25 protein-coding genes are annotated in these 23,685 nt (G+C 36.2%); 9 read left to right on the forward strand and 16 right to left on the reverse strand.

The features are described 5' to 3' along the window. The first annotated feature begins 17 nt into the window (after nt 1-17). Nucleotides 18-2,024 carry a DUF5050 domain-containing protein gene (locus PQ459_06960; GenBank protein WDF48210.1) on the forward strand — a complete coding sequence of 669 codons (2,007 nt, stop codon included), beginning with the start codon at nt 18-20 and terminating at the stop codon, nt 2,022-2,024. Nucleotides 2,025-2,137: 113 nt separating this feature from the next. Then, nucleotides 2,138-2,539: an META domain-containing protein gene (locus tag PQ459_06965; protein ID WDF48211.1), complete on the forward strand. Its 402-nt coding sequence runs from the start codon at nt 2,138-2,140 to the stop codon at nt 2,537-2,539. A 52-nt stretch (nt 2,540-2,591) separates the two neighbouring features. Here PQ459_06965 and PQ459_06970 read toward each other — a convergent pair whose 3' ends face one another. The 13 genes from PQ459_06970 to PQ459_07030 all read right to left on the reverse strand — a co-directional run bounded on the left by PQ459_06970 (nt 2,592) and on the right by PQ459_07030 (nt 13,531). Continuing rightward, nucleotides 2,592-2,837: a hypothetical protein gene (locus tag PQ459_06970; protein ID WDF48212.1), complete on the reverse strand. Its 246-nt coding sequence runs from the start codon at nt 2,835-2,837 to the stop codon at nt 2,592-2,594. 147 nt (nt 2,838-2,984) lie between these two features. Next, on the reverse strand, nt 2,985-3,557 hold the full coding sequence (locus PQ459_06975; GenBank protein ID WDF48213.1) for a hypothetical protein: 573 nt from the start codon (nt 3,555-3,557) through the stop codon (nt 2,985-2,987). A 6-nt stretch (nt 3,558-3,563) separates the two neighbouring features. Continuing rightward, nucleotides 3,564-4,454 (reverse strand): 3-hydroxybutyryl-CoA dehydrogenase, encoded by an 891-nt coding sequence (locus PQ459_06980; protein WDF48214.1) that lies wholly within the window; start codon nt 4,452-4,454, stop codon nt 3,564-3,566. 66 nt (nt 4,455-4,520) lie between these two features. Further along, nucleotides 4,521-5,519: a DNA adenine methylase gene (locus PQ459_06985; GenBank protein WDF48215.1), complete on the reverse strand. Its 999-nt coding sequence runs from the start codon at nt 5,517-5,519 to the stop codon at nt 4,521-4,523. 3 nt (nt 5,520-5,522) lie between these two features. Beyond that, a complete protein-coding gene (locus PQ459_06990) occupies nt 5,523-6,137 on the reverse strand; it encodes a hypothetical protein (GenBank protein ID WDF48216.1) in 615 nt (204 codons plus the stop codon). Next, on the reverse strand, nt 6,137-6,955 hold the full coding sequence (locus tag PQ459_06995) for a M23 family metallopeptidase (GenBank protein WDF48217.1): 819 nt from the start codon (nt 6,953-6,955) through the stop codon (nt 6,137-6,139). Before PQ459_06995 ends, PQ459_06990 begins: the two co-directional genes overlap by 1 nt. 3 nt (nt 6,956-6,958) lie before the next feature. Beyond that, a complete protein-coding gene (locus PQ459_07000; protein ID WDF48218.1) occupies nt 6,959-7,783 on the reverse strand; it encodes a hypothetical protein in 825 nt (274 codons plus the stop codon). Nucleotides 7,784-7,788: 5 nt separating this feature from the next. Continuing rightward, nucleotides 7,789-8,754: a Gfo/Idh/MocA family oxidoreductase gene (locus PQ459_07005; protein WDF48219.1), complete on the reverse strand. Its 966-nt coding sequence runs from the start codon at nt 8,752-8,754 to the stop codon at nt 7,789-7,791. Nucleotides 8,755-9,076: 322 nt separating this feature from the next. Beyond that, entirely contained in the window at nt 9,077-9,334 is a 258-nt protein-coding gene (locus tag PQ459_07010) for a hypothetical protein (GenBank protein WDF48220.1), read from the reverse strand. 26 nt (nt 9,335-9,360) lie between these two features. After that, nucleotides 9,361-10,389 carry a Gfo/Idh/MocA family oxidoreductase gene (locus PQ459_07015; GenBank protein WDF48221.1) on the reverse strand — a complete coding sequence of 343 codons (1,029 nt, stop codon included), beginning with the start codon at nt 10,387-10,389 and terminating at the stop codon, nt 9,361-9,363. A gap of 196 nt (nt 10,390-10,585) precedes the next feature. After that, nucleotides 10,586-11,338 carry a hypothetical protein gene (locus PQ459_07020; protein WDF48222.1) on the reverse strand — a complete coding sequence of 251 codons (753 nt, stop codon included), beginning with the start codon at nt 11,336-11,338 and terminating at the stop codon, nt 10,586-10,588. 259 nt (nt 11,339-11,597) lie between these two features. Continuing rightward, nucleotides 11,598-12,422 carry an SDR family oxidoreductase gene (locus tag PQ459_07025; GenBank protein WDF48223.1) on the reverse strand — a complete coding sequence of 275 codons (825 nt, stop codon included), beginning with the start codon at nt 12,420-12,422 and terminating at the stop codon, nt 11,598-11,600. Nucleotides 12,423-12,553: 131 nt separating this feature from the next. Further along, nucleotides 12,554-13,531: a ketoacyl-ACP synthase III gene (locus PQ459_07030; protein WDF48224.1), complete on the reverse strand. Its 978-nt coding sequence runs from the start codon at nt 13,529-13,531 to the stop codon at nt 12,554-12,556. Between the two features lie 294 nt (nt 13,532-13,825). Here PQ459_07030 and PQ459_07035 point away from each other — a divergent pair, with 294 nt between their 5' ends. The 3 genes from PQ459_07035 to mazG all read left to right on the forward strand — a co-directional run bounded on the left by PQ459_07035 (nt 13,826) and on the right by mazG (nt 15,914). Then, nucleotides 13,826-14,476, forward strand: coding sequence for a protein-L-isoaspartate(D-aspartate) O-methyltransferase (locus tag PQ459_07035; GenBank protein WDF48225.1), 651 nt, complete (start codon nt 13,826-13,828; stop codon nt 14,474-14,476). Further along, the gene (locus PQ459_07040; GenBank protein ID WDF48226.1) at nt 14,476-14,916 is read left to right on the forward strand and encodes a PH domain-containing protein; all 441 of its coding nucleotides are present in this window, start codon (nt 14,476-14,478) and stop codon (nt 14,914-14,916) included. The genes PQ459_07035 and PQ459_07040 overlap by 1 nt, the downstream gene beginning before the upstream one ends. 224 nt (nt 14,917-15,140) lie before the next feature. Beyond that, complete coding sequence (mazG, locus tag PQ459_07045; GenBank protein ID WDF48227.1) at nt 15,141-15,914, forward strand: nucleoside triphosphate pyrophosphohydrolase; 774 nt, start codon at nt 15,141-15,143, stop codon at nt 15,912-15,914. Here the strand turns inward: mazG and PQ459_07050 are convergent. Further along, nucleotides 15,909-16,478 (reverse strand): Crp/Fnr family transcriptional regulator, encoded by a 570-nt coding sequence (locus tag PQ459_07050; GenBank protein ID WDF48228.1) that lies wholly within the window; start codon nt 16,476-16,478, stop codon nt 15,909-15,911. The two genes, mazG and PQ459_07050, sit on opposite strands and share 6 nt — an antisense overlap. Nucleotides 16,479-16,744: 266 nt before the next feature. Here PQ459_07050 and PQ459_07055 point away from each other — a divergent pair, with 266 nt between their 5' ends. The 3 genes from PQ459_07055 to PQ459_07065 all read left to right on the forward strand — a co-directional run bounded on the left by PQ459_07055 (nt 16,745) and on the right by PQ459_07065 (nt 21,571). After that, entirely contained in the window at nt 16,745-17,479 is a 735-nt protein-coding gene (locus PQ459_07055; protein ID WDF48229.1) for a hypothetical protein, read from the forward strand. Nucleotides 17,480-17,645: 166 nt separating this feature from the next. Further along, nucleotides 17,646-20,849, forward strand: coding sequence for a hypothetical protein (locus PQ459_07060; GenBank protein ID WDF48230.1), 3,204 nt, complete (start codon nt 17,646-17,648; stop codon nt 20,847-20,849). A 65-nt stretch (nt 20,850-20,914) separates the two neighbouring features. After that, complete coding sequence (locus tag PQ459_07065) at nt 20,915-21,571, forward strand: hypothetical protein (protein ID WDF48231.1); 657 nt, start codon at nt 20,915-20,917, stop codon at nt 21,569-21,571. A 107-nt stretch (nt 21,572-21,678) separates the two neighbouring features. Here PQ459_07065 and PQ459_07070 read toward each other — a convergent pair whose 3' ends face one another. Both PQ459_07070 and PQ459_07075 read right to left on the reverse strand, forming a co-directional pair. Then, the gene (locus PQ459_07070) at nt 21,679-22,155 is read right to left on the reverse strand and encodes a cupin domain-containing protein (protein WDF48232.1); all 477 of its coding nucleotides are present in this window, start codon (nt 22,153-22,155) and stop codon (nt 21,679-21,681) included. Further along, nucleotides 22,156-23,151 carry a zinc-binding alcohol dehydrogenase family protein gene (locus PQ459_07075; GenBank protein ID WDF48233.1) on the reverse strand — a complete coding sequence of 332 codons (996 nt, stop codon included), beginning with the start codon at nt 23,149-23,151 and terminating at the stop codon, nt 22,156-22,158. 91 nt (nt 23,152-23,242) lie between these two features. Here PQ459_07075 and PQ459_07080 point away from each other — a divergent pair, with 91 nt between their 5' ends. Then, entirely contained in the window at nt 23,243-23,614 is a 372-nt protein-coding gene (locus tag PQ459_07080) for a helix-turn-helix domain-containing protein (protein WDF48234.1), read from the forward strand. Nucleotides 23,615-23,685 lie beyond the last annotated feature (71 nt).

Here is a 23,685-nt window from a genome sequence, read left to right on the forward strand (position 1 = left end):
AGTAAAAATAAACGTTTATGAAAAACTTTTTCCATGTGGTTTGTCTGGGAGTTTGTCTATTTTTAGGTACTCTTGCTTCAGCACAAACAATCTTAGTTGAAAATCTCAACACACCTTATGATGTGATTGGAGATCAGGATGGTCACATCTATATCAGTGATACATACAACCGAAGAATCATTAAAACCAATTCCGATGGAAGCAATCCTATTGTATTGAATACTTTTTCAGGAACTGTTTACGGTCTCTTGATTAGTAATAACAAATTGTTTGCTCTGGTCGGAGGAAACCTGATGAAAATGAATCTCGATGGAACTGATCCTCAAATTTTAGTGCCTGCTCCAGGTGTTTATTATTTAGCATCTGGTAATGACAACTATATTTATTTTATAGGTAATCAGAGTAAAAATCTACAAAAAGTAAAAGAAGACGGAACTGGGCACACTACGATTGCCAGTTTGGTAAATCCTATGGGTGTTACCTATGATCCAAATCTGGATTTGTTGTATTATACAGATAATGGTGCGGTCTATTCTATAAAAAGAGACGGGACAGATAAGCAATTTATATTAGATGGATTTTATAATCCTCACAACTTAAGATTAGATTCTTCTGGAAATATCTACATTGCTGTTACCAGTAGCAATTGGATCAGAAAAATATCCGCTGATCGAAAGACAGTTACAACATTCCCCACCACATCTTTGAATGCGCCAACATCTACATTTGTAACGAAAAATGGAAATATCTTGATTTCCGATACTTGGGGAAATAAAATCAGATCTATAGATGCGCCAGCTGCAACTTCCCTCAATTTTGATGGCATTGATGATTATATCTCAGGAACCAACAGCAGCTTACCACAAGGCGCCAACGAAGTCACGATTGAAGCAGTCGTTAAAACATCTTCTGATAAAACAGGATCAATATTTGACTTTGGTAGTTTCTCTCAATTCAATAGATTTTGTATGTTGTCGTTTGGTGGTAAACTTACCTTTATGGGAGATGGGCACGGTGTTGTAAGTGATGTACAATTAAACGATAACAAATGGCATCACATTGCTATTACTTATAAAAATAATCAGATTAAAATATATGCAGATGGCACACTTGTAAAACAAGATGTCTTGTATAATCTAAATATTACTGGATCACAATTCCATATAGGAGCCAGCAACAGAAATGGGATTGATGAACTTTTCGAAGGTGATATCGATGAGGTCCGTGTATGGAAAAGAGCGCTCAGCGAAAATGAACTGAAGAACAGCAAAAATTGTGAAGTTTCAAACCCAGTTTCTAAGGACGGACTTGTAAGTTATTTCAAATTCAATCAGGGGAATAATGAAGCGGACAATAATGGCGTGACGACATTGATAGACGAAACGGGAAAAAGTACATCTGTCACTCTCAACAACTTTGCGCTGACAGGAGCACAATCCAATTGGCTGTTGTCTTCACCTATTGTAGCAGGCAGTTCTTGTCCACCTTATGTTGCACCATTATCTTGTGCCACAGTTACTTTGCCTTCCAATGGTGTGTCGCCAAACGTAAATCCGACAGTGAGTTGGTCCGCCGTAACCAGTGCAAACAATTACAAAGTTTTCGTTGGCACATCTTCAGGGAACTACGATATTATTAGTGCAGCTTACGTTAGTTCTACCAATTTTGTATTGGAAGGATTATCAGAAAGTACAACTTACTATGTGAAAATAGTACCAGACAGTTCCACTGGATCTGCAATTGGGTGTACAGAATCTTCTTTTACCACCGGAACTTATCTTTCAGTTGGCAGCGCAAATAAAAAGTCAATCACTTTGTATCCGAATCCTTTTACAAATGAAATCCATCTGTCCTATCTGGAAGACGTCGTTTCCGTTACAGTAAATGATAATTCCGGAAAATTATTGAAAACTGTAAAACCATCAAAAATTATAAATCTATCTTCTCTGACGCAAGGATTGTACATCATCAATGTAAAACTGACAGATGGAACATCTAAATCATTCAAAGCAATCAAGAAATAAGAATAACCATAAAACCAAATGAAGAAAGGAGACAGTTTAAAACCTGTCTTTTTTCTTTTTATGAATATTATGTTAAAAAGAAAATCCTATCTTTGGAATATAATTTATATCAAATGAAAAATATTTTTTATACCACCATAGTAGTACTGGTAATGGCTTCCTGTACCAGCAGAGTAGGGAATGCTTCCAAAGTTGGGAAATCACAGGCAGCGGTTACAGGCACACAATGGGTTTTGGCAGATGACATCACAAACAAGCCAACCCTGCTTATAGAGCAAAACAGAATCTCTGGAAACGCAGGCTGCAACAATTATTTTTCTGATGCAGTGATAGATACTTCTGCAGGTAATTTTTCTGCAAAGAACATTGGTTCTACAAGAAAGATGTGCAACAATATGACTGCGGAGACCAGTTATATCAGTGTTTTACAGGAAGTGAACAAATATGTGGTAACAGAAAATACATTGGAGCTTTATAAAGACAATCTATTGTTACTGAAGTTCAACAAGCAATAGTCATAAAATTAAAACATAAAAAAAGGAACTCAAAACTGAGTTCCTTTTTTTATTATTCTTCGTCTTCTTCCTCGTCGTCGTATTTTGCTAGTTCTTCATCACACCATTTGAAGGCTTCTTCAACAACTTTCGTAGCCTCGTTTGCTACAGTTTCTTCATCATCTCCTTCCAAGTCATCCAACCATTCTACATCCTCTTCTTCTACGTTAAGGATAAAACGTGGATACTCTGTGTGAACTACAAAAAGATCTTCTGGAAATTCAGAATTGTCGGCTAATAAAAACTTAGGTAATTTCATAATATAAAATTTTAAAATAAATCAGAGCATTCGTGACTCTCACTCTATGGTTCAAAGATAGAAAAAATCCCGAAATTAATTATTGATAATTATTTTTTTTGCTGATGAATATAATTTCAGATTGATATCATTTATAACCATTAAAACTTATTCTTTATATAGCCTTTTTTTCTCCGCAAGATAATAGCTTGTGTCCTTATCTATGTAAATCGAAAAAGCATTTCCGAGATTGTCAAAATAGGCTTTTGGTAAAACCATTTTCTTTTTGATAGTGGGGATTTTGACTAATTCCGTTTTGTTGTTATCCCAATAATTCCATTCACCGATGTAAGTATTCGTAAGCAGATTCACGCTGGATTCTCCACTTCCGTCATTGTTGGCCGGACCAAATTCGTTACGTTCCATTCCAATGAGGCGCATCTTTCCGGTTTCTTTTTCGAAGCGAAATTGATAAGCATTGGAAGCCCGCATTTGATTTAGACTCACTCTGAAACCATTTTTAGCTTTATCAAAAAATATTTCGCCGGAATCTTCAAATTGATCGGACGATACTTTTTTGAATTTCTGCGAAGAAAGTTGATAAACCACGGCTCCGATTTTGGAATCCAAATAGACTTTGTCATTAACCTTATCACCATCGAAATCTGCAGAAAGTATCTTTTCCTGCGAAAAAATCAGCGTAGGAAAAAGGCAAAATAACAAATACTTTTTTGCAAACATTTCAATTTATTTTAAGAACATTTTCGAAACTTTTTCTGCTTTTTTACTTTCGGAATAATCATAGAAACCTTCACCGGATTTCACACCTTTTTTACCAGCCATTACCATATTTACCAATAAAGGATTCGGTGCATATTTCGGATTTTTGAAACCGTCGTACATCACATTGAGGATTGCTAAACAAACATCAAGCCCAATAAAATCTGCCAACTGCAAAGGTCCCATTGGATGCGCCATTCCGAGTTTCATCACGGTATCGATCTCCTCCACGCCTGCAACGCCGTTGTAAAGTGTTTCGATTGCTTCGTTGATCATTGGCATCAGGATTCTGTTGGCTACAAATCCAGGATAATCATTCACTTCAGTAGGCACTTTTCCTAAAGCTTTACTCAGTTCAAAAATTTCGTCAAATGTTTCTTTGGAAGTCGAGTAACCTTTGATGATTTCTACCAGTTTCATAATCGGAACCGGATTCATAAAATGCATTCCAATGACTTTCTCAGGACGTTTCGTCGCAGCTGCAATTTGAGTGATAGAAATAGATGATGTGTTGGTCGCAAGAATACAATTAGCTGGCGAAAGTTCGTCCATCTGCGCAAAGATTCTCAGTTTCAAATCCAGGTTTTCTGTGGCTGCTTCTACAATAAGATCAGCATTGGGAGCTGCATCTTTTAGATCCGTAAATGTTGTAATATTTCCAAGAGTATTGGCTTTTTCTTCCTCAGTCAGGTTTCCTTTGGCGATGATTCTGTCCAGATTGGTGGTAATGGTTTTCAGAGCTTTATCAAGATTTTCCTGTTTCACATCTACCAAACTTACTTGGAATCCACTTTGGGCAAAGGTATGAGCAATTCCGTTCCCCATAGTTCCTGCGCCTATTACAACAATGTTTTTCATTATATTTTTATTTAAATTTTAATATTGATTTGTAGTTAAGTCTAAAACCTATCTCCTAAAACCAAATTACTTTTTCTCCAGATAATAAAGATACTCAGTCGTTTTCGAAGCTTTATGATTTCGGTTGTTTTCCTTATCTGCACGGAAACGCTGATACTCGGTTGTAAATATATCATATTTCCCGAATTTTGAAAGTATCTTTTTAATATCGCTTTCAGCCATCAATCCTTCATTGTTATAGCTCAGGAAAATATGCTGGAATTTCGCGTTTTCAATAAGGTCTTCAAAGGTTTTCAAAACTTCTGGTTTGCTGCAGTATTTTGATTTTTGATAATCCCGAAGTCCCGTTTTTCCTTTCGGAGAGAAGTTGTCGTATTTCGCAATCGTGTTCAAAAGATGATAGTTGGCGCCGTATTGACGGGCGTTGTAAGGCGGATCGAGATACAGAATATCGCCTTCTATTTTTTGTATTAATGAGTTGCTGTCTTCGTTATAAACATCGTGTGCATTTTCAGTCAATTCAAAAACGGAAGGAATAATTTCCAGTTTTTTCTGAGCGGATTTTTTAATTTGTTTAAGGAAAGCGCCGTAAACTGAAGCCGTGTTGGCAATTTTATCAGCAGCTTCCAAAAGTGAACACAGCAGAAAATAATATTGATTTTCATCTATTTTCCCAGAGATTTTCCAATCTTCAATTTTTTGTCGGATCACATCTATTTTCTTCCCGTTTTCTTCCGAAAAATAAAGCCTTTCCGATTTCCCATTCTCCGAATATTCCTCTGAGATAAAACCAGATTTACCTTCTGTCGAATTCAATTCAGCAATCAAATCTTCATCATTAAATTTCTGATGATTTCCGACATAGTTTCTGTTCAGAACGTAGCTGTAAAATTCAAAATCATTGCTGATAACTTTCTTCGTTCCCGCTTTGAAATTCCGTCCGACAATCCCGGTTCCTGCAAAGAGATCGCAAAATATTTTGTTGGATAAATCTTTGTCAACAACTTTATAAACGGTTTGTTTGATGAAATCCGAAAGTTTGTTTTTGGAACCGATGTAATTCATGAATTAAGCTTTGATCCAGATGATGTCTGATAGGATCTCGTGAGATTCCAAATTTAAGGAAACTAAATTGTCTCTCGAAAAATTGCTGAGATATTCTGTGATTTTTTCTTTGATTAAAGTCAGTTCGGTTTTCAATTTCCAATGTTCTCCATTTTGCTCATCATAAAAAATGATGAACAACCGATTAGCGTGATGTTTCCTGCCTTGCTGACTTTGATTGTTATAAAGCCATTCAATCAATTCTTTTTTGTGATCAACAGCATAATCAAAATTTTTCCCAAACTGTCTCGGAAAAACACTGCTTTTATGATCAAATGGAATTCCTGAAATGTAAAAATCTACGGTTTTAGAAAATTCATTGTCCTCTTTTTTTACCAGATGATTTGATGTGAAAATATATTCAACGGCTTTTGCAGACCAGAAATTCAGCCAACGGTTGAACGCATAGTTTCTTAGACCTTCTTCAAAATCCTTGCATTGATTTTCCAGACTTTCAAAATCTTTAGTCTGATAAATAAGTTTGGTTTTAAAATCCCAATCATCAGACTGCTTTCTCCCCCAGTTATAAGGAAAATTAAGTCGTTTTTTGAGTTCGGATTCCAGTTGAGTTAAGGTCATTAATAATTTCGTGTATATTTTCCTTTCTCCTGCAAGTAGATCGGATTGGGGCTTTCTTTTACTTTAAATTTTGTTTTATAGTAAGTTCGCTCGCCATCAATCGTATTTGTAAAAACTGAAAAATGAAGGTGCGGACCTTTGCTCCAACCTGTATTTCCGCTGTATCCTATAAGTTGACCTTGTTTTATCTCATCACCATTATTGACAATAACGCCATTTTTTTTGAGATGAACATATTCGGCAAAGGTGCCATCATCGTGTAGGATGATGATCTTATTGTTATATTTTGCACAGTCTTTTGTTAAACAAGATTGGTCGGAATCGGACTTTGTGATCACTATTTTTCCACTTCTTGCGGCATAAACTTCCGAGCCCAATTTGTGACTGAAATCTAATGAGTAACTATTCTGATGAGAAAATTTCCCATTATAACCTTGGTAGATGGATTCCGTTTTATTCGTCGCAAAAGGAAGCCAGTATATTTCTTCTATGTCAGAAGGCTTAGCATTCACATCACCAAAAGCATAACGGACTTTGTAGCTGAAGTTATAGGCTTTCGTTTTATTTTGCTGATCGATCCTCGTGATTGTAAATCTTTTCGCATTTCCGGGAACTACAATGATCTGCTTGTTTGCTAAACTAGATTTTATATTTTCTCCTGTATATTCATATTCCACACTCACTGGGCAGATTTCCTCATTGTCTGCAAAGATCACAATGGTATTCTTGTCGTTGTATTTGTCAAACTTCAAGTTTGGTGATTCTTGAGAGAAGAAAAATACTGGTAACAATATTAGAAATATAAAAATCTGTTTCATATTTTATTTTGAAAAATCTATTTTTCCGTCATTGTACGCAAACTCCCAAGTTCTAATTGCAACAGTTGAAGCTTGACCAAAATAATTATAAGACTTTTTTTCATAATGTCTGTAATTGTTTTCAGAAAGAGAACGATTGAATACATCATCAAAAATCATTAAATTTTTGGTTGGATTTTCGCTGTTATCATAATCTTTAAAAATCTCTACAGTTCTCATTTTCGGATAGTAAGGAGAGTAGCCATAAGACTGATTTGCAGAATTGTATACGAGATCTCTTGTAACAATGCTATCCAGATTTCCTTTAGAATTATAATGATAAAGCGTTTCTGAGGTTGGTTTTTTGTAATTTCTGATTGCTTTGGATAATTTATTATGCGTGTAAAAATAATTTATAGTGTCAACAGGAATATTATTACTTCCAACATTGACTCTTCTCACTATTTTTTTATTTTCAAATTTAAAATGCCTAGTCGTAGAAAGTAATTGAGGATAAGAATAAGACTTTTCCTTTATAGCAACATCATCATTTGTATAAACAAGATCATCATAAACATCGGAGGAAAATGCAAAATCAAAACCGGACGCTTGTGGCAATCTTACCAAGCCATTATTTCTTTTGATAGGTCTTCCTTTGTTATCATAATCAATAGTTATCAGTCCATTTCCAGACGCAAGCACGCCATCAGGAAAATTCATATTCCTGAAATGATAAGAATACAATTGTGGAGTTTCTGTTGATTCAGTATTCTCATCTCTATCTTTTTCGCAACTAAGGATAGAGATTAAAATCAATAAATAGAAAATGATTTGGTTATTAGTTTTCATTTTAGTTATTTCTGAATCAACCTCATAATCTCCAGCGCCACCTTCAAAGCCTCCGTTCCATCTTCCAAAGAAACCTGAACGGGAACATCATATTGGATAGCATTGGCAAAACTTTCCAACTCATCAAGAATCGCATTATTCGGCTGAATGTTTGGATATTCGAAAAGGATTTGGTTTTTTTCGCCTTCCGCATTTTCGATGATCATATCAAAGTCGGATGGATTTTCCGGCGCCGGTTTCATTCGGATAACTTCCGATTTTTTTTCCAAGAAATCGACGGAAACATAAGCATCTTGCTGGAAAAATCTCGATTTCCGCATCGCTTTCATTGAGATTCTGGACGTCGTCAAATTCGCAACACAACCGTTTTCAAACTCAATTCTCGCGTTGCAAATGTCCGGCGTTTTGCTCACAACCGAAACACCACTGGCGTGAATCAACTTCACTTTCGACTTCACCAGACTCAGCAAAATATCCAAATCGTGAATCATCAAATCCAAAACCACAGAAACATCCGTCCCTCTTGGATTGAATTCCGCAAGTCTATGAATCTCGATGAACATTGGATTTTTAATATAATCTTTCGCACCAATAAAAGCTGGATTATAACGTTCAACGTGACCAACCTGCGCCTTGATTCCAAACTCGTTGCATTTTTGAAGAATTTCTTCCGCCTGTTCCAGCGTTTGCGTCACAGGTTTTTCAATGAAAAAATGGATGCCTTTTTCAATCGCTTTTAATGCGTAATCATAATGGTAAAGCGTTGGCGTCACAATATCCAACATTTCGATTTCGTTCAAAAGTTCTTCTAAACTTTCAAAATATTTATAACCGAATTCCGCTTCCAGTTTTCGGCCGTTTTCTGCGTCTTTGTCGTGGAAACCAACGAGTTCGTACTTCTCAGATTGATTCAACAATCGCAAATGGATTTTCCCCAAATGTCCCGCGCCCACAAGTCCGGCTTTTATCATAGCTAATTTTTCTTAAAGACGTAAATTTAAGAATTATCGCCAACCAACATAAAAAAAGACCCAGAATTTTTAAACTTTCTGAGTCTTGTCATTTTAAATATTTTTATTTGGGCAGCTTTATCCGCCTTCCACTCCCGCTTTTTTTTTCATTGCGATTGAGGCTTTGTCAATCAATAGAACTTTACAATTCTCGCAATGAAAAAAAGAGCTTCGTTCAAGTCGGGCTGCAGATTCTGCATTAAAACAAGATTTGTAATAATCACAACGTTTGTCATTCTGAAAGAATCTAAACAAGCTGTCAATCATTTCCTTAGAGATAATGCTATTTTGAGTTCCACCAATTCATTATTTGATTCACAAAAATTTCTGAATTAAACTCATTGCTAAAAAGACCATAAGTCGAAATTAATTCTGATTGTAATATTCTGTCAATTTTTTCTACGTCTGCATTTTTATAAAGCTCACTCAAAATTTTATTGTTAAGAGAATCAAATTCATCATCCTGACTTCCAGAAATCAGATTCCAAGAATTGATGATTTTTCTTAATTGTGAAAAATCTCCATCGTAAATTCTTTTCAAAGCTTTTTTCTCCAATATACTATTATTTACAAAACAGCAATTTTCCCTTTCTCCGAACTTTCCTTCGCCGCTTCAATCACTTTCATCGTATGAAAAGCTTGTTTCGCCGTTACAGGAACTTTCTTGTCATTCACAATCGAATCATAAAGGTCATCACAAAAATTAAGATAATTCCCTTGAAAAGTAGGGAAGTGGACAACTCTATCATTGTAAACTAAAAGTCCGGTTTTCTCTTCCGGCTCCGTTCCCCAATTCTCTCGATTCGGAACTTTTCCCAATTTCAATTCATCTTCTTGCACGTCGCCACGGTGTTTCAGGAAACTTCCTTTCTTGCCGTGGAAAACATAAGCTGGCGTTGGTTCTTTCACGAAATAACTGGATTTCAATCTCACACGTTTGTCAGGATAATAAAGCAAAATATCAAAATAATCATCAATCTGCGTATTCTCTCTCGTCCTTCTGATATCCGCAAAAACTTTCTCAGGATAACCGAACAAAGTCAAAGCCTGGTCGATGATATGCGAACCCAAATCCATCAAAATACTTGCGCCGGGATTTCCATTTTCTTTCCACGCTTTCGGGCTCAGTTCCGGATTGTATCTTTCAAAACGGATTTCTGCTTCCACAATTTCGCCAAGATAATCCTCATCCAAAACCTTTTTCACAGTTTTGAAATCGCTGTCATATCTTCGGTTTTGATAAACACAGAGTTTTAGTTTTTTCTCTTTCGCCAGTTTGTGCAGTTCCTCAGCTTCCTCAGAAGTTGTCGTAAAAGCTTTCTCCACCAAAGCATTTTTCCCAGCTTCCAAAACTTTCTTTGTAAATTCGAAATGTGTGTCGATTGGCGTATTCACCACAACCAATTCAGCATCGCTTTCCAGAACGGCTTCGAGAGAATCAAAGCTCGTGACTTCCGGATAATCTTGCTGGATTAATTTCTTGCTTCGTTCATAAGCGCCCAATAATTCGTAACCTTCGTGAACTTCGAAAAACGGTGCGTGAAACAATTTCCCGGAACCGCCGTAAGCCAACAAAGCTGTTTTTATTTTTCTCATAAAATTTTTACAATTAATTTGAAATAATTTCTGTCTTGCAAAGTCGCAATAAATTTAAAATAAAACCACAAAAGTCACATAGGAATTTTGCAGTTAAAAAAATATTGTTTTAGTATTTTGGGCAACTTGGGAATACAACTGGAATTTATTAAAAATTTAACCTAATGAACTATGCTAGACTTTTATGATGCAACATTTATTTTCTCTTTTTTGAAAAAACTTCCAAAACTCCATTTTTTCCTTTTTCTCCATACTTATCTGTTGCATTTTTTCCTTTTATCACATTAATTTTGTCGACATCTTCAGGTTTTAGAGAATACATTGATTCTTCACTAACTTCTTTTCCGTCCAGTATTATTAATGGTTTTACCTCTTCCGGATTTTCTTTATGATATGAATAACAATTAGCCCAAAAGGCAATTCCTACAATAGGTTGTTCTGAATAATATTTTTTATCAACTGGATATTGTGGTTTTTTGTCCTTATTGATTTTTACATAAAAGTAGATTTTTTTACCTTTATTAATTCCATAATAATCAGAGCACCCACGAGATGTCCAAGTCAGGCTATCATATTTTTTTATAATGTCATTTGCTTTTAGGGTTTTCATATCAATATAATTTCCATCAGGCAAATAACCTTTAAAGTCTTCTGTTAAATGAATTTTCGCAATCGTATTTAAGTCAGATTGGTGTTTTTGAAAAATCACGCCTGGATATAATTGGCTTTCATATCCAATTCTGTTTTCAAATCTAGCATCTTGAACAAAACCATCTGAGCATAAATCCATCTCGACGACGCTGGATTGCTTTAAATTTGGGTCTTTTTGTTTCAGATAATCAATTGTCAACTCACATAATTTAAAATCGAAAAGTTTAATAGTATCGTTTCTTTGTGAATACGTTTTAATAGTTGTAATTAAAACTAAAATTGTTAAAATTTTCTTCATTGTAAAGTTTTCTATAGTCAGATATTTGGCAGACTAAGCTGATTTTGCAGATTCAATTTTATAAATCTCCTCAATCTGCCAAATCAGCGAGATATTTGTACTTGTGTTTGTTATTGAACATAAATATAGAAAAGACTTCGAGAGCCTCAGCCTGACATCGCTGAAAATAAACAGTTAGGAATTAGATTTGTCACTCTGAGAGGATTCGAAGACCTTCAAAACTCTAAGACTCTAAAACACTCCAAATCTCAAACCCAAATTATCCCATAATATGAAAACCACCATCCACGTGACGGATCTCGCCAGTGATTCTCGTTTCTTTTCTGAACAGATGAACAATCTCGTGCGCCAAATCTTCAGGTAATGCATTCCCAAGCGGACTGATTCTGTCAGCTCTTTCAACATCTTCAATTTTCAGCGTTGCGTTTCCGGCCTTGCTTCCCATATAAGGTGAAAATCTGATGGCGTTGGCGCGGATTCCGTATTCTTTTCCTAATTCATAAGCCATTTCAATCGTTAGCCTTTCGAGCGCGGCTTTTGCAATACTCATATTGATGTAAGGGAAAAACGAGACTTTTTCTGCTGCGATATAACTCAACGAAACAATCGAAGAACCTCTTTGTAAAACACCATTGGACAACAAAGCGTGACATAAAGAAATCAGCGAAAACGCCGAAACATTCATCGTATCATTGAATTCCTCAGCCGTTACTTCCAGCATCGGTTTTACAGATTTGTTTCGGATGGTTTTGTCCATCGCAATTGCGTGAAGAAATCCATTCAGCTGAATATCTTTACTTTTCAAATCCTCAGCAAGGAACTTTAAACTTTCTGGAAGCGTCACATCCAAAGGTGCGGTGTAAACATCATTTCCTAAAACTTTCTTACAGGCCGATTCAAAATCCTCATAGTTTTTATTGAGAAATCCTGCTGCTTTTTCCGAAAGATTGTTGTGGAAAGGTGTGACGCCCAAACCTGTGCAAACGACTTTTCCGTTGTTTTCTAATATTTTCTCAGCGGTTTTCATCGCCAAAGAATTTTCATCTGCAATTCCTGTAATCAAGAAAGTTTGATTTTCTAACATAGTTTCCAAGTGTTATTTATTAACGCAAAGGCGCTATTTTTTTATTTGAATTTTGTTTAAAAGTCGCAAATGAAAACTTTGCGACTTTTATTAGTTTTTTACTTTGAAATCTTGCGACTTTGCGATAAAAATTATGCCTTATAAAGCGCAGTTCCCCAAGTCCAACCCGAACCAACAGCTGCAAAAAGCAAGATATTTCCAGGTTTTACTTTTCCACTCTTGTAGGTTTCATCAAGGACTATTGGGATTGTTCCGCCGGAAGTGTTGGCGTATTTGTCCATATTAGTCATCACTTTTTCGAACGGAATATTGGTTTTTCTCGCTGTTTCCTGAAGAATCCTGATGCTTGGCTGATGTGGAATTACCCAATCTACATTGTCAGAAGTCATTTTGTTTGCTTCCAAGATTTCGTCGATTGTTTCTGGTAAAACACGAGTGGCAGTTTCAAAAACTTCTTTTCCATTCATTTGGAAATAATGAAGTTTCTGTTTTAAAGTTTCTTCAGAAGCCGGCATTTCCGAACCTCCTGCTGGAATATTAAAATGATATTTCCCAGTTCCGTCTGCGTGCAGTTTGAAATCGAAAAAGCCTTTGTCTTCAGTTGTTGCAGATAACAAAATCGCACCTGCACCGTCTCCAAAGAAAACTGAATCTTTTCTTTCCCAATCCGTAATCGTCGAAAAAGTATCCGCGCCGATAACCAAAACATTCTTGTACATTCCGGTTTCTATGAATTGGCAACCGATTGCGATTCCATAAAGTCCGCCTGAGCAAACTGCCGAAATATCGAAGGCAACCGCTTGTGGCGCATTCATTTTTTCCTGCACGAAACAAGCGGTTGATGGTGCTTGACGGTCAGGCGTTGAAGTGGCGACTATTATTAAATCAATATTTTCTGGTTTTACATCGGTGTTTTCCAACGCCTTGAGTCCGGCTTTGTAGGCCAAATCGCTGGTGACTTCTCCTTCCGCGATTCTGCGTTCTCTGATTCCGAGATTCTTGAAAATCCATTCATCGGACGAACCTACTTTTTCGAAAAATTCATTTTTTAAAATTTTTGGTGGAACGTACGAGCCTGTTCCTTTAATGTAAGCTCTTATTTTCTGCATAACATCCATTCGTTCATTCAATTAATTAAAAGTTTATTTAAATATTTGGTAAAAAAACAATCAAATTTATAAAGTTTATTCTGAATTGGGATTAAATTTTTAATAAATGTTGAAAATTATGATTCTTGTTTGGATTTTAAATTTATCCTTCGGAAATTGCAAGTTATAATAGTTAATTCCATAAAACGGAAAGGCTTCGACTCCGCTCAGCCTGACATCGCTGTAGTAATAGCTTAAGTATTAGAGTTGTCACACTGAGCGGAGTCGAAGTGCCAATTAAAAAGCAATTAGTAAATGAGAGATACTTACGTTCACAAAGGGAAAAGAAAACAATTAATGGATTATCTTCATCAGAAGATTGGAATCACGGATGGTTTTGTTTTGTCTGCGATGAACGAGGTTCCAAGGCATCTTTTCATAGAAAGTGTTTTTGAGGATTATGCGTACGAAGACCGCGCTTTTCCGATTTTGGCGAAGCAGACGATTTCTCATCCGTCAACTGTTGCGGAACAAACCGAATTGTTGGAAGTTGAAGAAGGCGAAAAAATCCTTGAGATTGGAACTGGTTGCGGTTATCAGACGGCGGTTCTTATAAAAATGAAAGCTTTGGTTTACACAATTGAACGTCAAAAAGACCTGTTCGATTTTTCTCATAAACTTTTCAAAGAATTGGATTTGCGTCCTAAGTTCCAGAGTTTTGGTGATGGATTTGCGGGTTTGCCAACGTTTGCGCCTTTTGATAAAGTGTTGGTAACTTGTGGTGCGGAAGTTTTACCCACCGAATTGTTGAAACAATTGAAAGTCGGAGGAAAGATGGTGATTCCGCTCGGGAAAACCGATGAACAGATTCTTTACCGATTTACGAAGATTTCGGATACACAGTTTGAGAAAGAGGAATTTGGGGTTTACAAGTTTGTTCCGATGTTGCAAAATAAGTCACACTGATGAAAGTTTACAAAAGCAGAAGAGACTGGATTTATGGTTCTATATTTTTGGGAATCACTTTGCTTTTTGCTGTCATTTTGGTTTCATCTTATTTCGACAGCGACTTTTGGGATTGGATGTGGATGGTTTTTATTTTAGTTGGAATCGATTTGATAATATTAATCAATTTTTTCTTTATTAAAATTAAAATCAAAGATGAAGAATTGATGGTTAGCGTCATCTATAATGTTTTCAAAATCAATATTTTCAAAATCACGAAAATCAGAATCGGAGAAACAATGTGGAGCGGATTTCATAAATGTGGAACTGCAACGGGCGGACTGATTATCTTTTCGAAAAATAAAAATGACCTTTACATTACACCCGAAAATCAAGATGAATTTTTGGAGGAATTGCTAAAAGTCAATCGTCACATCATTATTGAAGATGTCAGGAAATAGTTGATGGTTGTTGGTTGAAAGTTGATGGAAATTGACTTTGAAAGACAAATATTGAACTTTGCGAAGCGCAGCCCGACTTGAGCGGAAATCCTTTTTTGCTTCTTCTCAGTTTCTATTAAATTAGAAATGTTGTGCAAAAAAGATTGGGAGCGGAAGGCGGATGAAGCTGCCCAAATAAAATAGAGTAGAATTAATAATCATTTATCAAATATCATTCATCATTTATGAACACACGAGAGGAAAAAATGGAGGCTTTTGGAAGGCTTCTCGATATTATGGATGATTTGCGGGAAAAATGCCCTTGGGACAGGAAGCAGACCTTGGAAAGTTTGCGCCATCTGACGCTTGAGGAAACTTACGAATTGTCTGACGCAATATTGAATAATGACCTTTTGGACATCAAAAAAGAGATTGGCGATGTGCTTCTGCATTTGGTTTTCTATGCGAAAATTGGTTCTGAGAAAGAGAGTTTTGATATTGCTGATGTCATTAATTCTTTGAATGAAAAATTGATTTTCCGTCATCCACATATTTACGGCGATGCTGTTGCGGAAGATGAGGAAGCTGTGAAGCAAAATTGGGAAAAACTGAAATTGAAGGAAGGGAATAAGTCCGTGTTGGAAGGTGTTCCGAAGAGTTTGCCTCCGATTATCAAGGCTTACAGGATTCAGGATAAAGTGAAGGGAATCGGTTTTGAATTTGATTCTGCGGAAGATGCGTGGGCAAAAGTGGAAGAGGAGCTGGAGGAATTTCACGCGGAAACTGAGGCTGATAAAAAAGAACAGGAGTTGGGCGATGTGTTTTTCTCTTTGATTAATTATGCGAGAATTTCGGGTTTGAATGCTGATACAGCTTTGGAGCGAACGAATTCGAAATTCATTTCCAGATTTCAGAAAATGGAAGAGATTGCGAGGTCAAAAAACCTTAACCTTTCCGATTTGAATCTTGTGGAAATGGATGAACTTTGGGAAGAGGCAAAGAAAGAAATAGGCCTATAAATTCAAATTTTTTCTAATTCTGCTCAAGGCTTGTGGCGTGACGCCGATGTAAGACGCAATGTAATTGAGTGGAATCTGATCTATGTACTTCGGGAAGTTTTCAATGAGAAACTGATAGTATTCTGTTGGCGTTTTGGTCAAAAGATTGAACTGTCTTTTTTCTTTGATCAGAAAATTTTGCTCCGTAATTTTTCGTGCAATCAAATTTCCGGACTCTGTCTGTTTATAAATCTTCTGAATGTCATCGTAATGGATTGACAGTAATTTGATGTCTGTCACAGCATCTACCGTGTACTTGGACGGAAGTCTGGACAGGAATGAGTCGTATGAACTGACAAAATTATTTTCAAATCTAATATCTACAGTTGTTTGTTTCCAATCACCCTCGTGATAGATTCTTGCAATTCCATGAGAAATGAAACTCACATAATCTTCAACCTTGTCTTGATGACTAATAATTTCTCCCTTTTTTAGCTCCCGGACCCAAATTAAGCTTTCTATGTAATCCCAATTTGTATTTTTATCAGGAATGAAGTTTTCTATAAAACGTCTGAAATTCTTCATTATTTGTGTTAATTGTGTTTTTTTATCAGTATATTTTACTTATTTAAATGATTGTAAAATAATGTTGGGAATCTACTAATTAATTTTAAATAAATAAAATATGAGCTAGATAAGATGTTAATTGATAATTAATTGCCTAAAAATTAAAATATTTTGAGATAATGAACTTGGGTTCAGCGATACATTTTATAAATGAGTGTACTTTTGCAATGCTTTAAAAGGAAGCGTTGTAATTTCTCTCTTTTTATTAAAGTTTTGCACAAATGATGAACCTGAAACAAAAAATTTCCATTGGCGGATTTTCGAATATATTTTGCTGTCTAGCATTATATATGGTTGTTTTCTGTACTTTCGTCTATTTCGTTTTTAATTTTGACAGAGGGAGAAATCGTCTTTGCAATCGTTTATTTGGTATTTCTGCTAGTAAAGAACATTTTCAATTTCCTTCGGTTAGTAGAAGGAGCCTTTCTCTTTTATTTTCTACTGCCTTTCTTTTTACTTCCTTTTTCAATGGACAAACTTCCGTTCCTAATGATGAATCCGTATTACATATTACGGAGGGAACTATGGTTTATGGCGGGACATCTATATATGTTGATGAAAAACCTGAAATTTCACACAGTGCCAAAAAAGAAGTTGTAGAAAATAGAACTTCAAAAGATGACAAAAAAAATGTAATCAAGGATGCTGTAGAAAAAAAGAAAGTAGCGCTGGAATTGCCGAAAGGTAATTTTGATGAAATAATCTATCGCAAGGACTTAAAATCGAACTCTTTCTTTCTCAATTCAACTTTTAAATTTAATAGTTGCGCAATCGTTTGCGCTAGTTCTCTGCACAATTTCATAGGCGAGAATTTCATCGCCTACAATGATTTTCAAACGTCAAAAGAAGTTCAGTACTGCAATTTAAAAATTGAGTTTTTAAGTAGTGCTGCATTTTTTCTTTCGGAGCATTTTTCCTATCAGTTTTTTGGTACTTCGCCGCCTTTTTCTTTAGGCTAATACAATCATTCGTAGATATATTCTACAATTTTCCTATTCCTGAACAACTCGTGATTTTGTTTGGGGTGGTAAAACTTTGACCTAATTCTCGAGTTTTTTTAAAAGAATCATTCAATTAAAATAATCTATCCATTGGATCTTAGATTATTTTTCAAAACATCAATTAATGAAAAAATTTCTACTATTCTTATTGGTTTTTGCAGCCAATATCTATTCTTATGCACAAAGCTGTAATTGTGCCAACTCACTTTCCACCAATAGCAACAACTTTACATTTCCCTCCGGAGCGACTTGCGTGAGTGGTAATGTCACTTTGGAAGACACTGTCACTTTTGATACTGACGCTGTGATTTGCGTTTCGGCAGGACAAACTTTGAACTTTAATAATGTAAACAATTTCAACTTTCCGACAACAGGTGAAGTTATAATAGAAGTTTATGGTGATCTTAATATCAATGGGAATCCAACATTTGGTAAAAATATCCATATCAATATTCATCCAGGAGGAAATTTGATAACCGGCAATTTGAAATTTGAGGGTGATTCCAGCAGCATTACAAATAATGGCTCTGTTTCATTTTCCAACTTAGAATTAGGTAATGGAAAAACAATTACCATCGATAATTATGCAACAATGCAAGTTCAGGGAAATATGAACTTTGCCTCCGGAACTTCATTCGTAAGAAACCAAGCGAATTTGAATGTAACAAGTAGTTTCAGCGTTTCTGCAACATCTGTTTACACGAATTGTGGAGCTTTCGAAGGACAGTTTAACCTTGGCGGTGGAAAAGTGATCAATACAGGTCATTTCATCAGTTCACAAATTAATATGGGAGGAAATTCGAATGCCAGATTTGATAATTACAACCACGTCCAACTTACTGGGAATCTCAATATGGGAGGCACTAACTCTATTTTTTACAATCAAGGTTTTGTAGATGCTTCCACCGGAAACGGAAATATCCAGTCTGATGGAAATTTAATTGGTCCGGAAACCGGAAAAGGTTTCTTCCTACTGCGATCTCAAACTGTAATCAACAATGGAAATATTGGACCCAATTTAGGCTTCACAAGAAGTGATTTGGGAAGTGCCACAATCTGGAGTGATGTTTTCAATAGTAGTCTGATTGTGCAGTCGTCCGTCACTTTTGGCGATGCGATGCCACCATTGACTAGTTTGCCATTAGTAACGTGTCCCAATCTGGATGGGAGTTTTCCCCACGTACCTTTGAGCTTGGCCTGCAATGAGTTTACGGCTATTGCTGCGCCAGCATTTCCTTTGGAGATTGTTCAGGCTAATACAGGAACGTTAGGATTTGGTGTAGTTTCTCAAGCTCAAAATGTTATCGACGGTGATTTTACGAGTTATGCCTCTTTGTCTCCTGTTCTTTTGTCTTCCGCATTTTTATCAGTCAAAGATAAGACAAACATCTATCCGGCGGAAACATTTGTAGGATTCAGAATTACAAATCAGAAGGCGCTAAGTCTAGACCTGGTTGGTAATACATCTATCGTAACTTATTTAAATGGCGTACAGCAGGAATCTGTGTCTGGAAATGCTTTGCTTTTAGATGTAGGATTATTGAATTTTAACTCTCCAAAAACAATAGGATTCATTACCACTTTACCGTTCAACGAGGTTCAAATCAAACAGAAAGCTACAGTTAACTTAGGTACAACAAAAGTTTACAGCGTTGTGATGAAAAAATTCTGTGAAGGAAATCCCTTGCCTTGCAATACGTATATCGATTACACAACACCTGCTTATCCTGTTGCCATTAACTCGGCGGAAACAGGAATTAAAGGACTGCTTGCTGTTGGAGCTTCTGTCAATTCTACTGATGCTGTTCTTGATAATGATCTCAGCAATTTTGCAACAATTACTTTGGTGGATGGTGTTGGAACTTCCGGAGTACTTGCTGTTAAAAAACCATTATCAAATTTTGAAGCAGGAACTTTCGCAGGTTTTGAGATCGAAAATACCAATTTGTTAGATCTTAATCTTTTGGATAATATTCAGCTTTCCACTTATAAAGACGGTGTTTTTCAGGAAAGTGTTTCAGGAAGCGGATTGATAGTAGGACTAAATACTGATTTGCTGGGATCTTCCGGTAAGAACACAATTGGTATCAGTTCTACATTGGAGTTTGACGAAGTTCGATTATCGATTAATAGCTTACTTGCCGTAAATCTTGGGACTACAAAAATTTACAAGTTTATAGTTTTCAAAGGCTGCGCTCTTGTTTTGGAATGTAATAATACCTATACGCTCAAGAATCCGGAATTTCCAGTTGTTATCAATTACAACAGAACGGGCGTTCAGGGCATTGCGTGTGTACAGTGCAAAGTGGAGGACGCGCAGAATTTGATAGACAGTGATCCCACAAATAAGGCAAGATTATATACTACTGTGGGAGCAGTAGGATCGGTGGATATTAGTGTTTTAAATCCAATCAGTTTATATCCAAAAGGCTCATTTGCCGGATTTACAATCTCTCAGGATGTTGTTTTGCTTAATTTAAATCTACTGGATTTTATAGTGGTGACCACTTACTTGGATGGCGTTTTACAGGAGAGTAAGACAGGAGCTGATCTACTGGATTTATCATTGCTGTTTACTGCCAGCACTGGAGAAAAAAATGTAGGCTTCTATACTACCAAAGATTTTGATGAGATTAAATTTACAGTACTTCCAATAGTCGGTGTCATTAACTTGGTTAATGTCCACAAGGCTTTCATCGATACATCAACCAGCGATGGTTTTAATTGTATAAAAGCCGTTAAAGATGATTTCACAATATCCGCAGGAGGCAGCAGTACAATCTCTATTTTAGATAATGACTTAATAAATATAACACAGGCAAGTCCATCAAATGTGATTATTACTGAAATTTCATCTACCAATTCGGGAGTGTCAATTGATACATCTACCGGGATTATCAATGTTGCACCAGGTACACCGTCTGGAACGTACACAATGGTTTATAGAATATGTGACATCACGGATTCTGGTAAATGCTCTTTGACAATCGTAACTGTAAATGTGCAAGGCGCTTGTTACAAACCAGCAAGTTTAGGCGGAACTTCATTACCAGTGAATCACGGAATTACAGCATTGTCCCGAGCTGGCGCAGAAACTGGAAACTGGCCAATGGAAAGGAAAGGTGCCTGGACAGTTTTAGAATCAAAATCAAAAGGTTTTGTTGTAAACAGAATCCCGACGACACTGGCACTTTCCAACATCACAAACCCAATAGAAGGAATGATGGTTTATGACGAAGAAGCCACTTGCCTCAAAATCTACACCATCAAAGAGGGCGAACTTTCCGCAGGATGGCATTGTCTGTCAAAACAAACTTGCCCAGATTAATCATTAATAGAATCAAAAAAACGGAATCAGAGTTTCGTGAATTCAATAAAAATAACATTAAAATTATGAACAACAATATATACTTAATAATCTCAATATTTCTAATGTCAAAACTCGGCGCTCAGGTCGCAATTGGAAAATCAGGGCTAAGCAAATTGGCAGATAGCGTAACGGTGAATCCCAGTATATCCTTAGAGTTTTACGATGGCGAAGACAATGCTAAAGGTCTTGTTTTGCCCTGGGTTTCTACAGTTGCAAATAGTCCGACAGTTTACGATGCAATCACAGGAGAAGGTTACAACGGATTGCAGGGTAATTTGTCAGACGGAACCATTATTTTTGACCTATCCGACAAAAAAATAAAATACAGAAAACCTGGCGAATGGTTCGATTTAACAGGCGAACCAACTTTTCCCCTCACTGTTAAAAATGAGTTGAATAATAATATTGTAATTACTGCATTTGATTCAGTAGATTCTACTTTGCAGGACAATATGCAAGAACAGGAAACTGCTAAAGTTGCCATTGGTAGTAATGCCTCAGATGATCACACAGTCGGGATTCTAGTCCTTACAGATACAGATAAAGCGATGGTTTTACCAAAAGTGGCAAGTCCGCATCTAGCAATTCAGAATCCTGCCGCAGGTATGATGGTCTATGACACCACGAAAAAGCAATTGGCAGTCTATAACGGAACTCTTTGGTCATTTTGGAAACCTTAATCTCAACGATATATTCAGATTTTAAATTCTCGCTGATTTGGCAGATGAAGAAGATTTTCATCAAAAATAAATCTGCAAAATCTGCGAGATGTAAAATATTGTGCTAATTATTCAGCATCAATCAAAACTGCCAATTGGATACAGTTTTCATCAGAACGATTACTCCAAGCGTGATTCGTTCCGGTCTGAATAACAATGTCGCCAGCTTGCAAAAGCGTTTCATCTGTGTCGGTGATTAGAAAAATTTCTCCCGACAAAATAATGATGTAATCCAGACTTTTGGTTTGATGCATCAGCGGATGAGGTTGTCCCGCAGGCGCTTCGATTCCTAGTTGCTTATCTGGTGGAATCTGAACGTAGCGGAAATAAGTTCCATTTTTAATGACACTTGGAATTGCGGAATTTTCTATTGGTTTTTCCTGTTCAAAACTTGCAGGCGTTTTGCTGGTTTGCCAAACGTCAGAAATGATTAATCCTTTAAAATGTTCTGAGACATTGGTGACGATTTCGTCTTTTTCGATGTAAGATTTTCCATCTTTCGTTCCGGTGATGATTCGTCTTGGAATTGCTTTGATGTTGCTCATTTATTCTTGATTTTGCATTATTAATTTTTTGCCTTGCGTTTGATTATTCTTCAATAATTGTTGCGCTTTTTCAGCAGTTTCAGAGGAAAGTCCGCCTACAATTTTGATTGGTAAAGGTTTGACTTGTCCATCGTCGATGTATTGTTTGATTTGATTGAGAGATGTTCTGAAATGATTGTAATTTTTCTCTTTTGCATAAATAAAATTTGAAATGTTGAGAATTGTTGCGCCAATTCCGAAGAGTGAATCGTTGGCTTTTGAAGTTATAAAATGGGTAACGTTGGCATAAATCCCATTAGCTTTCAAAACGTCGGCGGAGATTTCTGATAATTGATGTCCAACTGCATCGATGACCAAATCGAATTTTTGATTTTGATTGATTTCTAAAATCTTCTCAGCTAAATCATCTTGCTTGTAACTGATGATTTGATTTTCATTAAGACCAAGATTAATCAATTGCTGAATACTTTCTTGATTTCCTGCTGTGACAACCATCTTCTTATTTAAATTTCCTAAAATCAATCTCAAAACAAAATTTCCAACGCCGCCGGAAGCTCCAGTTATAAGAACACTTTCTATTTGATTCCAATCAACACGATTGAAAATTTGTAAAGCTGTAATTCCGATAGAAGGCAGACCAGCTGCTTCTTCAAAACTGATTGAAGTTGGTTTTTTAGCAACAATGCCTTGAGTCAAAATAATTTCTTCAGCATAAGTTCCGTTGCTTCCCATACTTCCGCAAACAAAAAAAACTTCGTCATCAATCTTCAAACCGCTTACATTTTCTCCAGTTTCGACGATGATTCCGGAACCTTCTCTTCCAAGGATATTCGAAAACAAATATTTCTTTTCGTGTTCATTTTCCCTCATCTGATAATCGATGGGATTGAAGCCGGACGCGATGATTTTGATTCGGACTTCATCTGGATTTATTGGTCTTAGCGTGACGGTTTCGTCTTTAAGCTGATTGTTGTCGTCTAGAATAATAGCTTTCATCTTGCTTTCTTTTAATACAAAGTTATTGGTTAAAAGCTTTAATTTTGTTAGTAGTTAACCAAAGGTTACTAGTTACCTTAATGAAATCGATATGAGTAAAATTGTTGTAAATAATATAGAAAGAGAAGCAACTTGCGGTGAAGAACTGATGGCGATGAGAGATTGTCTGGATATTCTGGGCGGCAAGTGGAAGCTGATGATATTGAGATACTTGACCAATCGGGAACATCAAAAGTTGCATTTCAAAAAACTTCAACGCGAAATTAATGGAATCTCTGCCAAGATGCTCAGTAAGGAATTGAAAGAATTGGAAACCAATCTTCTCATCACCAGAACTGTCGAAGATGACACGCAAATAATGGTTTTCTACGCCATTACGGAATACGGTAAAAGCGTCACGCCACTTACAGAAAATCTCGTCCAATGGGGAATCAAACACAGAAAGAAGATTATTGAAGGTTAATGCCATTATCCATAAAAATTAATTTTAAGATTGCATTTAATTTGTATATTTGATTAATTAACAATTATAAA

The sequence above is a fragment of the Chryseobacterium sp. KACC 21268 genome (assembly GCA_028736075.1).
Taxonomy (GTDB): domain Bacteria; phylum Bacteroidota; class Bacteroidia; order Flavobacteriales; family Weeksellaceae; genus Epilithonimonas.

Excerpts from the sequence above, each read along its gene's own strand:
- PQ459_07030 (WDF48224.1), bottom strand. The coding sequence starts at position 13,531 with ATGCAGAAAATAAGAGCTTACATTAAAGGAACAGGCTCGTACGTTCCA.
- PQ459_06995 (WDF48217.1), bottom strand. The coding sequence starts at position 6,955 with ATGAAACAGATTTTTATATTTCTAATATTGTTACCAGTATTTTTCTTC.
- PQ459_06985 (WDF48215.1), bottom strand. The coding sequence starts at position 5,519 with ATGAATTACATCGGTTCCAAAAACAAACTTTCGGATTTCATCAAACAA.
- PQ459_07050 (WDF48228.1), bottom strand. The coding sequence starts at position 16,478 with ATGAAGAATTTCAGACGTTTTATAGAAAACTTCATTCCTGATAAAAAT.
- mazG (WDF48227.1), top strand. The coding sequence starts at position 15,141 with ATGAACACACGAGAGGAAAAAATGGAGGCTTTTGGAAGGCTTCTCGAT.
- PQ459_07015 (WDF48221.1), bottom strand. The coding sequence starts at position 10,389 with ATGAGAAAAATAAAAACAGCTTTGTTGGCTTACGGCGGTTCCGGGAAA.
- PQ459_06970 (WDF48212.1), bottom strand. The coding sequence starts at position 2,837 with ATGAAATTACCTAAGTTTTTATTAGCCGACAATTCTGAATTTCCAGAA.
- PQ459_06965 (WDF48211.1), top strand. The coding sequence starts at position 2,138 with ATGAAAAATATTTTTTATACCACCATAGTAGTACTGGTAATGGCTTCC.
- PQ459_07080 (WDF48234.1), top strand. The coding sequence starts at position 23,243 with ATGAGTAAAATTGTTGTAAATAATATAGAAAGAGAAGCAACTTGCGGT.
- PQ459_06975 (WDF48213.1), bottom strand. The coding sequence starts at position 3,557 with ATGTTTGCAAAAAAGTATTTGTTATTTTGCCTTTTTCCTACGCTGATT.
- PQ459_07035 (WDF48225.1), top strand. The coding sequence starts at position 13,826 with ATGAGAGATACTTACGTTCACAAAGGGAAAAGAAAACAATTAATGGAT.
- PQ459_07070 (WDF48232.1), bottom strand. The coding sequence starts at position 22,155 with ATGAGCAACATCAAAGCAATTCCAAGACGAATCATCACCGGAACGAAA.
- PQ459_07000 (WDF48218.1), bottom strand. The coding sequence starts at position 7,783 with ATGAAAACTAATAACCAAATCATTTTCTATTTATTGATTTTAATCTCT.
- PQ459_06960 (WDF48210.1), top strand. The coding sequence starts at position 18 with ATGAAAAACTTTTTCCATGTGGTTTGTCTGGGAGTTTGTCTATTTTTA.
- PQ459_07025 (WDF48223.1), bottom strand. The coding sequence starts at position 12,422 with ATGTTAGAAAATCAAACTTTCTTGATTACAGGAATTGCAGATGAAAAT.
- PQ459_07040 (WDF48226.1), top strand. The coding sequence starts at position 14,476 with ATGAAAGTTTACAAAAGCAGAAGAGACTGGATTTATGGTTCTATATTT.
- PQ459_06980 (WDF48214.1), bottom strand. The coding sequence starts at position 4,454 with ATGAAAAACATTGTTGTAATAGGCGCAGGAACTATGGGGAACGGAATT.
- PQ459_07020 (WDF48222.1), bottom strand. The coding sequence starts at position 11,338 with ATGAAGAAAATTTTAACAATTTTAGTTTTAATTACAACTATTAAAACG.
- PQ459_07065 (WDF48231.1), top strand. The coding sequence starts at position 20,915 with ATGAACAACAATATATACTTAATAATCTCAATATTTCTAATGTCAAAA.
- PQ459_07060 (WDF48230.1), top strand. The coding sequence starts at position 17,646 with ATGAAAAAATTTCTACTATTCTTATTGGTTTTTGCAGCCAATATCTAT.
- PQ459_07005 (WDF48219.1), bottom strand. The coding sequence starts at position 8,754 with ATGATAAAAGCCGGACTTGTGGGCGCGGGACATTTGGGGAAAATCCAT.
- PQ459_06990 (WDF48216.1), bottom strand. The coding sequence starts at position 6,137 with ATGACCTTAACTCAACTGGAATCCGAACTCAAAAAACGACTTAATTTT.
- PQ459_07075 (WDF48233.1), bottom strand. The coding sequence starts at position 23,151 with ATGAAAGCTATTATTCTAGACGACAACAATCAGCTTAAAGACGAAACC.
- PQ459_07055 (WDF48229.1), top strand. The coding sequence starts at position 16,745 with ATGAACCTGAAACAAAAAATTTCCATTGGCGGATTTTCGAATATATTT.